Consider the following 13,305-nt stretch of genomic DNA (forward strand, 5'->3'; position numbering starts at 1 on the left):
CGACACCCGCCAGACCTCCCTGTTCGACGACGAGCAGGATCCCTTCTGAGTCCTTGCCCCCGGGCGCGAGTCACCCAAGGCTCGCGCCCCCAGCTTCCCGCATCCGTTCACCTTCCAGGAATCTTCCACCCGAGGGCATAATCCGGGAAAACACTCGGCCTGTAGCCAGGATCTGTGTGGGAAAAGGGGCGTGGAATAATCTGGGAAACAACACGCAGCATGGCCGATAAACGTCTGTTGGACGAAGCCGTGCGTGCACATACTCTATAATGGGAATTGTATTGGCCGCAGCGGGCCAGGGAGGGTGTTTGCGGCCCTGTGATCAGCATGACAGGCCTTCATCGGCTCCTTCCAGACAATTTCATCCATTTCGGAGGCATCCCTGACAGTCGGTTCAGGCTCAACATAGCCCGATTTAATGCATGGTTTCAATGTCTCGGCCGCAGTCGAACCAGGCCTGTTCCAAGGCCGTCTTCACAGCGGCTTATCGTCAGCGATGTTTCAGTGACTTAGCATCGTCGCTCCAGGAAAGGGAAGGGAGATACAGCCTTCGGGATTTCCGCAACCACATGCAACTGGCCGGCGCGGCATTTGGGACAAGGGTAGTGAGGCGGGTCCGCAGCCGGGTGGACCACCGGCGCTCTCGGGGCCGGGGCCTTCAATGCCACCCTGATCAGGTCAAGCTTGCGCCGTCGGCAGCGGTTGGCGAGAAAACCGTAGTGCCTCACGCGCATGAGACCTTTCGGCAGGATGTGCTGCAGGAAGCGGCGCACGAACTCTTGCCCGGTCAAGGTCATGACCTTGCGTTGCTCGGTCCGATAGTCTTTGTAGGTAAACCGAACCCCATCATCATCCACTCCCAGTATCCGCCGGTTGGTGATGGCAATGCGATAGGTATAGCGGCCCAGGTAGTCCACCACCCTCCCGCCGTGGTTCAGACAGGCCTGGGTCTAGACGTTCCACGAGACCTGCATCAGGTCAACAAGCACTCTGTCCACTTCCCCGGGGTGTGTCACCCGAGAGAGCTCACCACGGTCGATCGCCTGCCTCAAGGCGGCCACCATGTAACCACGGAAACGCACCGATAGCGCCTTGACCGGGAACAGATAATTGCCTTTGCTGGGCGCCCATTGGCCATCGTTTCGTAGGGCGCCACCAGAGACAAGGCAATGCAGGTGAACATGCTGCGTCAGGGTTTGACCCCAGGTATGTAGGACCGCAGTCATCCCCAACTCGCCGCCCAGGCGTTTGGGATCCTGCCCGAAGGCACTCAGCGTGGACCAGACCGACTGGAACAAAAGCCGGTGGATTTCCCGCGCGAGTGCGTCGTGGGCCGAGCGACCCGGCCGGTACCCGTAGGAGTCCGGGTGAAACACCCGCTCCAGATCGGGTTCCAGGGCCAGGACGACGGCGGTCTGGGCGATCCGATCGCTGACAGTCGGTACACCCAGCATCCGCTCCCCACCAGACTTCTTGGGGATCGGGACCGCTTTGACCGCAGGCGGGAAATAACTGCCGGAGGACAACCGGTTCCAGATCCGGTAGAGATTGCCATTCCGGTTTTCATCAAACTGCTCGATGGAAACCGCATCGACCCCCGCTGCGCCGCGGTTGGCCTTCACGCGGCGATAGGCTTCCCATATCAGCCGCTTTGGAATCACAAACGGTTTTGTCGACATCAAGGGCTCATCCTCCAGAAGCGGAGTTGACCATCGGATCGACCAGAACAACCCGGCCCCTTTGCTCCGCAGCCATTACAGCCGCCTCATCGCTCATACGGGCCAGTCCGTCCTCAAGCCGTGCATCGGTACTCAGTGCCTTGCTTTGTGTCACTTGGCAGTCTCCCTTGGCATCACGACTTGAGTTCCCGCAGTTCCGCCGAAGCGCCCAGATCGAGATCACACCACTTCTATGCCGGACACCACCCACCCAGTCAGCAGGCTTCCGGTGGATTTGTCCCGAGGGTAAAAGTCGCCCCTGGTCTTGATGTCGCCTAATCATTTTCGACACGTCAACAGTGATTCGTTTGCACTCGTCTTCTCGATCCATACCTGACACACCACGTGGATGTGCCTTCTCCCCCGACGCTCACGACAACGGTCTCCAACCAATGCCGCTCGAGGGTGGTTTGGAGCCAATCCCTGCAGACAGACTCCGGCGGGTCGCTTCCGCCATCACTTCGGCAGCTTCTCATGCTGCCCGGTCAGCTTTCACCAACCGAAACCGCATTGCTGCGGCACACACAATTTCATTGACAGCCGCCGAGTATGAGTCCATGCGCAGCTTTTTGGTAGATTCTACTTGCACTTGTTCGGAAAGTATCTTCTCACATAGGTATCAAGGAGAGAATTAAGCTCTTTATCCAAGGCATCATGTTTCTGAGGGTTTCTGAGCTTTTTAAGATGTTTTTCAAGGAACTTATATGACAATACGACCACAAACTTCTTGTGTTCAGAATAGAGTTCTCTTGCCCAATTTAGCTCCTTTCCTTTTTCCAAATTGTTATTTATAGCGCGAGTCACAATAAAAGCGAATGAGCCATAATCATGGCACAAATACGAATGTAGCTGTCTATACTCAGTAGCGCTTAGGTCTTTGTAGTTTTTAATTTCAAATATTATTTGTCTAGTCTTATAATCATTAAGAATCCTCTTCCAAAACCGGCTCTCTTCCAGATTGGTGGCTACGATGTCACGTTGCTGAAGAGAATTTTTATTAGGATGCGCCTCAACATTGCACAATGTCCCAGCAAATAATATTTTAATAACGTTAACGCACCAAGTTTCAAAATCATAAGCGCCCTCTTTACCTTCCTTTATTTCACTAAGATCCTGAATAAGGACTTCTATTCGTTTACTTCTTATCTCTTTAGATTCTGAAGTAACCTCAATCTCATATTCATCGTTAATTTCTTCAGCTTCTTCCAGGTTAATTCCAGATTTTCCTATTGCTAAAGCCAACCAATAGCATGGGTGAACCAGAATTCTGGTTTCTCCAGAAAACTCTTTATCTGGATCTTTTCCGTCATGACAAAAAACAAATGATGCAGATTGTTGGTTATGAACACCTATAAATCCAACGCTATATAGTCTCTGAAGAACTTGACGAGAATCACTAAAAAGAAAAATATCTTGTTGTTTATTTCTTTCAAATCGATCCTGATTAAGAACTGACTCTATGAGAGGTTGCGTATCTTTTACTGCCATTTCAGATTCGCGACCGTAAAATGACTTTGTAAACTCCTCTATAGAGGGGAATATATATTCATACTCTTTGTGGAGATCGTTCAATCTATTTATGGATATGGTTTTGGCTGTATACTCTATATCATCCAAAATTATCTGTTCTCTATCATTCGAGTTTGCCTTTAAAAAAGCTTCATTGAGAAGGACCAGAATATCTCGGGGTCGATATAGCGTGAGTCTTAATGCGAGCCTAAATCCTTCCCGTCCCTTGAGTTCCTTTACAGCGTATTGATTCCATATGCGAACACTATTTTCATGCTCACATGTAAAAGCAGACTTTAGTCTGAAGCAAACCAGATTAAATAGATTGTATTCATCCCAATGAAGACGTAAAGTCTGCCCCTCAATATTTCGAGTGAAATCTGGATCAAGTTTCGATATGGCTCGATATATATTGTCACGAACAAAGGCAAATGCAACTACTCGTTCTTTCAATCGAAACTTGATGTCAATCGCGGCCTGAATAAAGCCATCAATTATGCCCACCCCTAGATTGTCGGGACTGTACCCTTCGTCCAAGCGGTCTGCGAAAACGACACACTGGGCATTAGATTTTTCTAAGGCTTCCAGTAAGACTTCTTCGATAAGGTCAAGCTCTAGATTGTCAGAGAGATCGGCAATTCTTGACTGCGGAGAATCTGACTCGTTTAAGACGGATTTTAACTTTCTTCGGATTTTTGTAGATATAGACTGCCGACGGCTTCCCCATGATGTATAGTGCTCCCTCACTTGGCTTAAGTCTAAATTATTTTTGTACTTATAGTGACCTCCAAGCTCGACAAGTATCTCCATGTAAATGGCGTATCGCCAGGCCATTTTGGTTCCTGCTTTTATGTGCAGGTACTTATCACCAAATTGCTCAAAAATATCTCTGAGCCCAATGACTTGCTCTTCTTCCGGAGAAATTGACAACACAAGAGTCTTTGGCTTGGAACCCCAATGCTTCGAAAGCCTATATGCTAAAGCGCTCTTTCCGGTACCTCTTCTTCCCACAATAATGGGTCGATCATAAGATTCCAGTAAGGACTTGTAGTCCGCGGACTCCCAAAATGCCGTATCAAGCATAATTCGATCTTGCTCAGCACGAATATCTCCTAAGACATTTCCTTTCAATGTGGCACCTCTTGTGTTAAGCATTGAATGTTTCGAAAATCTAACGTTGAAGCTGTTCGGCGCAAACGAAGCGCAGGGTAGTTTGCGCCCGAACGAGCGCCATGTTAGTGCTTTCTGTATCCACCTGTTCTGATTCTTCTATCAATTTCGCGCTTAATTGCGCCAGTTGCGTAATTTTTGTTCCCACCCGTAATGGTTGCAACAACGCTATGGCCACAGTTTTCGCAGATAAAGTCGGTCTTATTGACATCCGAGTAGAGGCTGCGACATGAGCTATCGTCATAAACTAGCGTTGCATCGCACCGCGGGCAGTAGCACCACACATTGGTAATTGTGTTACCTACCCATGACCAGCGCCACTTGGCACCATGAATGAAATCTTCAATATACGATTTATACTCCGGCTTCTCCGCTTCGCCTCTTACCGCCAGATAAATATTGATCAGGCCAACTAGCGCGAGAACAAATATTCCTAGCCAAGCCCACCCTGGAAGAGAATATGATGCAATCAGTGCTTCCCAAAACCAAACTACCCCTACCCATATCCATCCTAGAAAACTAGCGGCATATCCTCTTAGGGCAGGAACTGCGAGCAGAATTACTCCGGCGATAACTGACGCAATGGTTCCGTTCCTTATCGAGATGTACGATTTTTCGCTCATGCTTCCCCTTAAGCAAGTTGCAGTAGGAACGCCGGTTACCCGACGCCCCCTGCACAGATCCCGGCGTGCGGTTTTCCCGCACCGGGCTCTTCAGTCATACTCACTCGCGCAGAAGGACGGTCCCTCACGCAAGCCCCCGATTCCGTATCCCCTGCATCGCCTCAACCGGTGTCGGAAACGCGTAGGCCTCCAGCACCCGCCTGAGACCTTCCCAGGTCAAACTTCGCCTTTCACTGCGACGGTTCAGCCACTTGTAGAGCAATCGGATTGCCGCGGTGTGAAAACACCACAGCGAGCTGATGTTACCGATGGCACGGAAGTAATTGTAGTACCCCCGTACCTTGCGTTTCATCGTCGCCAACAGTATCGGCAGACGAAGATGCCGGTGTGTCTTCAGCCAGTCCTTGCAGGCCCGGATGCTACTGCGCAGCTTCTTGCGACTGGTCCGCCGCCATACGCGCGGTGTCCCCTTGCTATCCGCTTCCCAGTAAAATTCAAAACCAAGGAAGGTGAATCGCCGGGTCCGTGTTGGGTGAAAACGGCTGAAAATGTGCGATCATGGGTTGTTACTAGCGCATCGTGTGCTTTTGATAGATGCTTCTCCAGCAAATCAGAAGCCCCGTTCAGCCATGCAACCCGCCTGTAAAAAAGTGTCCCTGATTTTTCTTTGCTCATGAATCCGTATCCGTCTCTTGAGAATCTAATGCAACCATAAGCGACGCCCTGACAAAGGAATCGGCTGTAAAACCGAAGGCCCGGAACAACACTATTAACGCTGCAATCAAACCAAACGCTTTATTTTGCATTTACTTGCCGACAAATCTGCAACTTATCGGAGTCGCGAGGGGCATGAATGGTTGCCGGGTTAATAATGGCCTTATGGAAGCCCGAGTGCAAAGGTGCGAGCCAACGGACAAAAATCGTCTAGAAGGCTCAGGCCCCGGGTAGTCAGCACAAGGTGACAAAGCCCATCAGGTGCAGCGGATAGGGTAAATGCAGCAGTTGTGCACTGAAAGTTCATGTTCTTATCCGGGGAGATCTATTCCGCAAGTGGCCCAAGCCTTATGGGGGCCTCTATTAATTGCCTGCCACCACAATTAACCGATTGATTTTATCGGTTTTAAATTCCGGAAAATCGAATTAATAGAGATTCCCTTATGGGAGTCTGAATGAGGAGCAGCTCGAAAGAACTGGCCAAGCAAGCGGGCCCTACCCGACCCCGGCTATGTGCCCAACTGCAACGTTTGGCGTGACATGACAGAGGTCAACCGAGGCATAGTCATCGCACGCCTGTGGATGGGTGCCAAGATTAATTCTCAAATGCACCGAATAGGCCATCGGCAATCTGGACCTAACACTCCCACTAACCTCTCACCAAGGGCTGCCAAAGTTCTTGATATCAACTGCCGGTATCATGAAACACCCAGCCGGATTTCTCTGACCGCAATGCAGCTGAATCTCTTCGAAAAATTCAGATCAAGATACACCTAGCGGACCTCGATATATTGCAATGATTCAAAAAACTTGTCACGCACGCTTCGATCTCTTGGGGAATGGTCTCCATGAATTGACCACACGTAAAGCCCGTCACCATGGCTCCAAGCGACCGTGTAAGTATGTCTTGTCTCCGCACCAAGTTCTCTAATGACATGGTATTTCGCTTCAATACCGGCAACACTGACATCCCCGACATCCAGTAATTCTTTTTCAAATCGAGAACCCCGAAGAAAGGTATATGCCGGATCTGCAACCCTCGGCAACCCAGTAAGTACTATACCCATATACAAGGGAGCCCCTGGAGAAGCCTGATAGCCCAAAGCCTCTGTCGCGGCAGGGGGCATATTCACCTCAACGGGCCTAGGAACTCCAGGGAAAGGTAGAAAGACTGCCCCCAAGCGATAGACGTCATGCGAGCTACCCCTTGGCGGATATTTCAGGCTCGAACTGGCACTAGAATCTACTCGAATTCGCTGAATATTCTCCAGGAATACTCGCTCCCCAAAGTCTCCTGTAATAGATGGAACATCCTGCATTGCCCATGTGTGAATCCGGCCATGATCATAGATTACCAGAGTGCGACTTATCGCCTGATGTTCCACAATCCCCATGCTTGCAAAAAAGTAACGTGCGGGGAGACCATCCACGGTAATGGACGCATCTTTAAGAACATGTCCATTAATCACTTCCAAAATTCCGTCAATTGTCCTACTTATCCATTCCTCCGAACTTAGCGGATCAACGTTTCGAACTCGGTCAAGCATGATTGTTGCGGTATAGCCGATTGAGACTTGATGATCTGTATATTGATACGCTACCGAACGGCTTCCATCTTCTGTAAAGATACCTAGCGATTCCGGAGGGGCCGGGAAAGGCACATGCACTGAAGACCCGACCTCATATAGAGGCAGCTTCAGAGATCCGGATCTTGCTTCTGCTTGATATGTAACAGATACACCAGACAAAAGCATAAGCGTCATCACTAAATAACATAACCTCCTGTAACGTACTGCGTGACACCCGATTATCTCATTCATGAAGACTCCTTTGGGTAGGCGCTAGTCGCCCCGCCTTTACTAGGCGAGCGCGATACTTGTTACATACCTTACTTTATTCATAAATGGTAAATATTTAAATGAGAATACCAAAATTAAAATAAACACCCCATCTTTAAGGTCAAATTCGCCTATTTCAGTGTGATTAAAATATCCTCTTGTTGAAGCAAACTTCTCACCTCTGCGAGCCACCTCACCAGACCCCGATATCACGGTAGTCCAAAACATTTTGACACCCTTAGCGCCATGATAATTGTAGATTTTCTGACTTACCCAAACACAGCATTGGAGAGAGCATACTGAAGCACCTCCCACTCTATTTATAAATCTTCCCAGTGCTCCACGGGTTGAGCACACCGCTCGGAAAGACAGGCGCCGAGATACGTACACTGTGTGATGTAACGAGGATCGGCAGCGCCCTTCTGCCGTTGAAACGATATTAAAGCGGCCGGCTTCCCCTGCCCTGCACCCAGTGCAGCCCTGAAAGATTGACTTATATCCCTTGCTGGTTCCAGCCCAGCGGGATGCCTGTAGTCCCTGTGTTCCATGACATGCCTGTTTTATTTCCCCATGAAGATGATAGTTGATTATGGGATGTTATCCATAGGTTCGTTCCATTTTGGTGCTATCTCTCCCCCCCCGGTTTTTCAAAAAAAATACCCCCGCGAGCAATAAACCGTTTTCTATTGCCGCCGGTGATCCTGCCAGGGAACCATGGCTTCATCGGCAACAGGAGTACGGATCATGCAGTTCACACCAATTCTGATCATTCTCTCTCTGGCTCTCCCGGCGCATGCGGGGGCTGTCAGCCCGGACGCGGAGCGGGCGCATCTGGCCCAGCTGGCTTCGGAACTGGCGTCCCTCGAGTCCCTGATCGACGAGGCCGAGCGCCATGCCGACCCCGACGCCCGCATCCGCTTTCAGTACCTGTGGCTTCGCCAGGATCTGGACCGGGTGAAGCAGGGCATCCGCGAGCATCTGCAGGCCCCCAGGGCCGAGCCCCGTCAGGTGCCGCCGCTGCGTGGTGACTACCGGAGATAGCGGTGAACGCCGATCAGCAATCCGCATTCGAGGCGGCCGCTGGTGTGGGGGTAAACACCCTCGTGCTCACCATCGCCGGCATCAGCGCCGTGCTCTACCTGCTGTGGCTGGCCTGGACCGCTCTCACCCAATACCGGGCCTGGAACGATGGACGCGCGACGTTCTTCGACATGACCTGGCTTGTGATCCGGGCAACGATCCTTGTGATGTTGCTCGGCTTTTTCATCCGACCGTGAACGGAGATTGAGTCATGCCTTTGATCAACGCAGTGAGCGCCATCCCCCGCCAGGTTCATCGAGGTCTGAGGACCCTGACGGTGGCCGGGATGGCCCTGATGAGCCAGGCCGCCCATGCCCTGGACGGCAACCTGCCCTCCCCCGTGGATCCCTCATCCGGGGCCGTCGATGACGGTGACTGGATCAGCCTGATTCGCGGCTACATCGCCGATGGGGCCCTGGTGCTGGGATTGGCCGTGGGCACGGTGGGCCTGTTGTGGATCGCCTACACGGCCATTGCCAAGTTCAACGAATGCCGCCAGGGCAAGGCGGAATGGAGCGAGTTGGGGGTACTGGGCATTGTCGGTGCCGTGGTGCTGCTGTTCGTGATGTTCCTCATTGGCCAGGCGGCAGACGTCTTCTGATGAACCCGCTGCGGCTCAGCGCAGGGGTGGCGGGCCTGGTGGTCTCGGGCCCGCTCCAGGCAAGCCTGGACGGCAACCTGCCGCCCATGCACCTGCCCACCGATGGCGGTGGCACCGATGGCGACTGGCTCTCCCTGGTGCGCGGCTACATCGCCGATGGCGCCATCGTCCTGGGGCTGGCCCTGGGCGTGCTGGGGCTGCTGTGGATCGCCTACACGGCGCTGGCCAAGTTCAACGAATGCCGCCAGGGCAAGGCGGAATGGAGCGAACTGGGTGTGCTCGGCATCGCCGGCGCCGTGGTGTTGCTGCTGGTGATGTTCTTGCTGGCTCAGGCGGCGGAGGTGTTCGCATGACGGATCGCATGCTGCGCACCGACCGGCTCAACGGTGAGCCGCCGATCTTTCGGGGGTGCACTTCCAGTGAGCTGGTCATGCTGGCCGCCCTGGCGGCGGCCTTCTGGGTGCCCATGGGCGTGCTGATCGGTGCCCTGGTGGGTACCGCCATGATGGGGGTGGGTTTCTCAGGCATCGCCATCATTGCCACGGTGGTGGTCGCCGGCAGTCTGTTTCAGCGCATCAAGCGGGGACGCCCCGATCATTTCTACCAACACCGCCTGATCCTCTGGGCGGAGGACCTGGGCCTGCGTCGTTCCGGCTTCATCCGCCGGGGCGGCACCTGGGATCTGGGTCGGAGGCGCTGGCCGTGAGTTATCACCGCGAGATTCAGAATGTCCGCGCGCACATCAACAGCCTGCGCCTGGCCCTGGGGGTGGTCCTGATCCTGGCCCTGTTCATGGGCTGGGGATGGTATTCGGCACCCCGGGAGATGACTGTGCATATCCCCCCGGACCTGCGTTCAGGCTCCACCCAGCCGGCTGACGAAGTCCCCCAGGTCAACGTCTACGCCTTCACCTACTACATCTGGCAGCAGATGAATCGCTGGCCCGAGGATGGCAGCAACGACTACGGCCAGAACATCTATCGCCTGGCGGCCTTTGTCACCCCGCAGTTTCGTCGTCAGCTGCAGCGCGACCTGGAGCAGCGGGGTCGGCGCGGTGAGCTATCCGGGCGTGAGCGCAGCGTCGTCGAGATCCCCGGGGCCGGCTTTTCACCCCGGCGGGTGCAGGTGCAGGCCGATGGCCAGTCCTGGGTGGTCTGGCTGGATCTGCAGATCAACGAGACCGTGCGCGGCCGCGCCGTGAAGCAGACCCCGATTCGCTACCCCCTGCGGGTGGTGCGCCATGACGTGGACCGCGAACGCAACCCCTGGGGGCTGGCCATTGACGGGTTTGCCGGCGAAGGCCCTCAGCGCATCCCCCAGGAACCGGAGGCTGACTGACCATGATCTCCCTGAAGCCCTCAACGTTGACCGGCCTGCTGGGCCTGCTGATGCTCCTGGTGTCGCTTACCGTTGGCGCCGATGCCGGCCCCGCCCCACCGGATCGGGTGGTCTGGGACCGCACCCCGATCCGCGTGGTGCTGCCCGTGGGCGAGGAGCGGCTTGTGCATTTCCCCTCGGCCCAGGTGCGTGTGGGTGTGCCCGAGTCGCTGCCCCTGCGCACGCTGAGCGTGGACGGCACGGTCTACTGGCTGGCCCATGAGCCTTTCGAGACCACCCGGGTCATCATCAAGGGCCTGGATGAGGACGGGGGTCACTACCTGATCGATCTGGTGGCCCGCGAGGACGGCCCCGAGGCCCCGCTTGAGATCATGCGCCGGGGCGAGCGCGCGCCCTCGGCGCCGGCAACCCCCGAAGAGCCCCACCAGAACCTGGACTATGTGGCCCTGACGCGCTTTGCCGCGCAGCAGATGTATGCCCCCGAACGTCTGCGGCCCGATCCCCGCCAGGTGATCCGCGCGCCGGTCAATACCGACCCCCTGCCCTTGCTGCGCGGCGCTGGCGTGGAGGCGCGGCCGCTGATCGCCTGGCGCCACGGCGGGCTGCATATCACGGTCGTGCGCCTGCAGAACACTACCGGGCAAGCCGTCACCCTCGATCCCCGGGATCTACGCGGTGACTGGCTGGCGGCCACCTTCCAACACGCCCGCCTGCTGCCCCAGGGCGATGAGGCCGACACCACCGCCGTGTATCTGATCTCGCAGCGGGCCTTTGATGAATCCCTGGGAGGGCTGCGCTGATGGCGGCGATGGCACAAGGTAACCGACTCCTGCCCATCATCGGCGTCGTCGTGGCCCTGATGGCCGTGTTCGTGCTGCTGCGCGCCTGCGGCGATGCGCCCGATGAGGCAGTGCAGTTGCGCGAGGTGCCCCAGGCGCCCTCCCCCGATGCCGACTCGCCGGCCGAGACCCTGGCCACGGTCACCGCCCAGATGGAGGCCATGACCGAGGAGTCCGAGCGCCTGCGGCAGCAGAACGAGGCCCTGATGCGCGAGCTGGAGCGCCGCGACCGCCACCTGGACCGGGAGGTGAGTCAGCGGGTGGCCCGGGAGCTGGAGCAGCGTGACCCCGCCCAGGCCCGTGGCCTGGAGCGGATCATGGAGCGCATCGACCAGATTGCCGGTCGGGTGGATGAAATCGACCGGCCCTCGGCGGATGACTGGGACATCCCGGTGGGTCTGGGGCTGGAGGCGGATCGCCCGCAGCGGATGCCCGAGCGGGAGACGGCCCCACCCCCCGAGCGCACCCGCTGGGTGGACCCGTTGGGTTGGGATGAGGACAGCGAGACACCCCCGCCCCGGCGACGCATGCTGGAAGAATCGACCACCGAGCCCTCTGCCAGACAGACCAGCCGGACTCAGGCAGGTGACGCCGTGGCCCGGGCCACCCAGACGGTCAGCCGCCTGCTACCGGGAGTGGAGCAAGGCGAGGAAGGCCGCCGCGCGGTCTACACCGTGCCACGCAACTCCACCCTGATGAACTCCACGGCCATGACCGCCCTGATCGGGCGCATCCCCCGGGGCGGCACCGTGGATGACCCGGTGCCCTTCAAGATCATCCAGGGTCGCGACAACCTGGCTGCCAATGGCCATCACATCCCCGGCATCGAGGCCATGGTCTGGAGCGGCACGGCCTTTGGCGACTGGAACCTCTCCTGTGTGCGCGGCACCCTCGATTCGGTCACCTTCATCTTCGACGATGGCACGATCCGCACCCTGCCCGATGCCAACCCGGCCGTGGGCCCCGGCGAGCCCCGTGATGGCACCGGCGATACCGAACCCCTGGGCTGGATCTCCGATGAGCGCGGCTATCCCTGCGTCACCGGCGAGCGGGTGACCAACGCCCCGCAATACCTGGCCAGCCGTGCCGGACTGGCCGGCCTGGCGGCGGCCGGCGAGGCCATCGCCGCCGGCGAGACCACCACCACGATCACCGCCGAGGGCACCCGCATCGGCACGATCACCGGCGACCAGGGCCGTTACGTGGGCGGCCAGATGGTCTCCACCGGCGCCGACGAGATCGTCCGCTGGCTGATCGAGCGCCAGGAACAGAGCTTTGATGCCATCGTCACGCCCCCCGGCGAGAACGTGACCCTGCATGTGGAGCGCGAGCTGCGCATCGACTACGTACCCGAACCCCGTGGGAGAAAGCTGAACCATGAAGCACGCCAGCATCGCACTTTGCGTCTCGATTAGCCTGCTGACCGGCTGCGCCACCAGCACCAAGGATTCGATCCTGCCCCAGGACGGACCGACCATGATGGAGGTCTATGAGCAGCACATGAACGCCTCCGGGGTCCATGAAGCCGATCAGGCCCGGGAGGATCTGGGTCAGCGCACCCCCCGCACCCTCGGCCATGGTGACCGGGACCTGGCCGGATACACCCGCGACGCGGCCCACGAGATCGAGCAGCGCTTTACCCGTCTGCCCAATCCGACCCTGGTGATGTACGTGTTCCCGCACCTGGCGGGGCCGGATGCCGCCCCCGTGCCCGGGTATTCCACCGCCTTCCCGATGTACCGGCAGACCCACTACGCCCTGCCCGGGGAGGCACCATGATCGGGTTATTAAAGAAAGCGTTTTCGCCCGCCGCTGAGGCACAGCCTGCGAGCAACGGGAACGCCACGGAGGTAGGTCACCAAGAGGCGCAAGGGG

Annotated in this window: 12 protein-coding genes and 1 pseudogene; 9 read left to right on the plus strand and 4 right to left on the minus strand. The window is 56.4% G+C overall.

Annotated features, from left to right (window positions below):
* Positions 1-509: 509 nt before the first annotated feature.
* From ECTHA_RS20305 to ECTHA_RS19810, 4 genes and pseudogenes are all read right to left on the minus strand, one after another.
* Positions 510-1,310 (minus strand): annotated as a pseudogene (locus tag ECTHA_RS20305) (IS91 family transposase); the annotation flags it as partial.
* Between the two features lie 987 nt (positions 1,311-2,297).
* On the minus strand, positions 2,298-4,382 hold the full coding sequence (locus tag ECTHA_RS16750) for a P-loop ATPase, Sll1717 family (RefSeq protein ID WP_035369047.1): 2,085 nt from the start codon (positions 4,380-4,382) through the stop codon (positions 2,298-2,300).
* An 80-nt stretch (positions 4,383-4,462) separates the two neighbouring features.
* Complete coding sequence (locus tag ECTHA_RS18815) at positions 4,463-5,020, minus strand: hypothetical protein (RefSeq protein ID WP_203225278.1); 558 nt, start codon at positions 5,018-5,020, stop codon at positions 4,463-4,465.
* Positions 5,021-6,507: 1,487 nt separating this feature from the next.
* Positions 6,508-7,554, minus strand: coding sequence for a hypothetical protein (locus ECTHA_RS19810; protein ID WP_128571958.1), 1,047 nt, complete (start codon positions 7,552-7,554; stop codon positions 6,508-6,510).
* Positions 7,555-8,316: 762 nt separating this feature from the next.
* Between ECTHA_RS19810 and ECTHA_RS0102275 the strand changes: the two genes are divergently transcribed.
* Genes ECTHA_RS0102275 through ECTHA_RS0102315 form a run of 9 tightly spaced genes read left to right on the plus strand, consistent with a single transcriptional unit; the run spans position 8,317 to position 13,209 of the window.
* Positions 8,317-8,613, plus strand: coding sequence for an integrative conjugative element protein, RAQPRD family (locus tag ECTHA_RS0102275; protein ID WP_025282644.1), 297 nt, complete (start codon positions 8,317-8,319; stop codon positions 8,611-8,613).
* Between the two features lie 2 nt (positions 8,614-8,615).
* Complete coding sequence (locus ECTHA_RS0102280) at positions 8,616-8,849, plus strand: TIGR03758 family integrating conjugative element protein (protein ID WP_025282645.1); 234 nt, start codon at positions 8,616-8,618, stop codon at positions 8,847-8,849.
* A gap of 14 nt (positions 8,850-8,863) precedes the next feature.
* A complete protein-coding gene (locus tag ECTHA_RS0102285) occupies positions 8,864-9,253 on the plus strand; it encodes a TIGR03745 family integrating conjugative element membrane protein (protein WP_238984767.1) in 390 nt (129 codons plus the stop codon).
* Entirely contained in the window at positions 9,253-9,606 is a 354-nt protein-coding gene (locus ECTHA_RS0102290; RefSeq protein WP_025282647.1) for a TIGR03745 family integrating conjugative element membrane protein, read from the plus strand. Before ECTHA_RS0102285 ends, ECTHA_RS0102290 begins: the two co-directional genes overlap by 1 nt.
* A complete protein-coding gene (locus tag ECTHA_RS0102295) occupies positions 9,603-9,959 on the plus strand; it encodes a TIGR03750 family conjugal transfer protein (protein ID WP_025282648.1) in 357 nt (118 codons plus the stop codon). Before ECTHA_RS0102290 ends, ECTHA_RS0102295 begins: the two co-directional genes overlap by 4 nt.
* Positions 9,956-10,591 (plus strand): PFL_4703 family integrating conjugative element protein, encoded by a 636-nt coding sequence (locus tag ECTHA_RS0102300; RefSeq protein ID WP_025282649.1) that lies wholly within the window; start codon positions 9,956-9,958, stop codon positions 10,589-10,591. The genes ECTHA_RS0102295 and ECTHA_RS0102300 overlap by 4 nt, the downstream gene beginning before the upstream one ends.
* Positions 10,592-10,593: 2 nt before the next feature.
* Positions 10,594-11,391, plus strand: a complete 798-nt coding sequence (locus ECTHA_RS0102305; RefSeq protein WP_025282650.1) for a TIGR03749 family integrating conjugative element protein — start codon at positions 10,594-10,596, stop codon at positions 11,389-11,391.
* Between the two features lie 8 nt (positions 11,392-11,399).
* Entirely contained in the window at positions 11,400-12,845 is a 1,446-nt protein-coding gene (locus ECTHA_RS0102310) for a TIGR03752 family integrating conjugative element protein (protein ID WP_026623471.1), read from the plus strand.
* Positions 12,808-13,209: a TIGR03751 family conjugal transfer lipoprotein gene (locus ECTHA_RS0102315; RefSeq protein ID WP_026623472.1), complete on the plus strand. Its 402-nt coding sequence runs from the start codon at positions 12,808-12,810 to the stop codon at positions 13,207-13,209. The genes ECTHA_RS0102310 and ECTHA_RS0102315 overlap by 38 nt, the downstream gene beginning before the upstream one ends.
* Positions 13,210-13,305: the final 96 nt, after the last annotated feature.

The sequence above is a fragment of the Ectothiorhodospira haloalkaliphila ATCC 51935 genome (assembly GCF_000633935.1).
Taxonomy (GTDB): Bacteria; Pseudomonadota; Gammaproteobacteria; order Ectothiorhodospirales; family Ectothiorhodospiraceae; genus Ectothiorhodospira; species Ectothiorhodospira haloalkaliphila.

Bases quoted from the DNA above. Each gene is read 5' to 3' on its own strand.
- ECTHA_RS16750 (WP_035369047.1), bottom strand. From the start codon at position 4,382: ATGCTTAACACAAGAGGTGCCACATTGAAAGGAAATGTCTTAGGAGAT.
- ECTHA_RS18815 (WP_203225278.1), bottom strand. From the start codon at position 5,020: ATGAGCGAAAAATCGTACATCTCGATAAGGAACGGAACCATTGCGTCA.
- ECTHA_RS19810 (WP_128571958.1), bottom strand. From the start codon at position 7,554: ATGAATGAGATAATCGGGTGTCACGCAGTACGTTACAGGAGGTTATGT.
- ECTHA_RS0102275 (WP_025282644.1), top strand. From the start codon at position 8,317: ATGCAGTTCACACCAATTCTGATCATTCTCTCTCTGGCTCTCCCGGCG.
- ECTHA_RS0102285 (WP_238984767.1), top strand. From the start codon at position 8,864: ATGCCTTTGATCAACGCAGTGAGCGCCATCCCCCGCCAGGTTCATCGA.
- ECTHA_RS0102290 (WP_025282647.1), top strand. From the start codon at position 9,253: ATGAACCCGCTGCGGCTCAGCGCAGGGGTGGCGGGCCTGGTGGTCTCG.
- ECTHA_RS0102295 (WP_025282648.1), top strand. From the start codon at position 9,603: ATGACGGATCGCATGCTGCGCACCGACCGGCTCAACGGTGAGCCGCCG.
- ECTHA_RS0102305 (WP_025282650.1), top strand. From the start codon at position 10,594: ATGATCTCCCTGAAGCCCTCAACGTTGACCGGCCTGCTGGGCCTGCTG.
- ECTHA_RS0102310 (WP_026623471.1), top strand. From the start codon at position 11,400: ATGGCACAAGGTAACCGACTCCTGCCCATCATCGGCGTCGTCGTGGCC.
- ECTHA_RS0102315 (WP_026623472.1), top strand. From the start codon at position 12,808: ATGAAGCACGCCAGCATCGCACTTTGCGTCTCGATTAGCCTGCTGACC.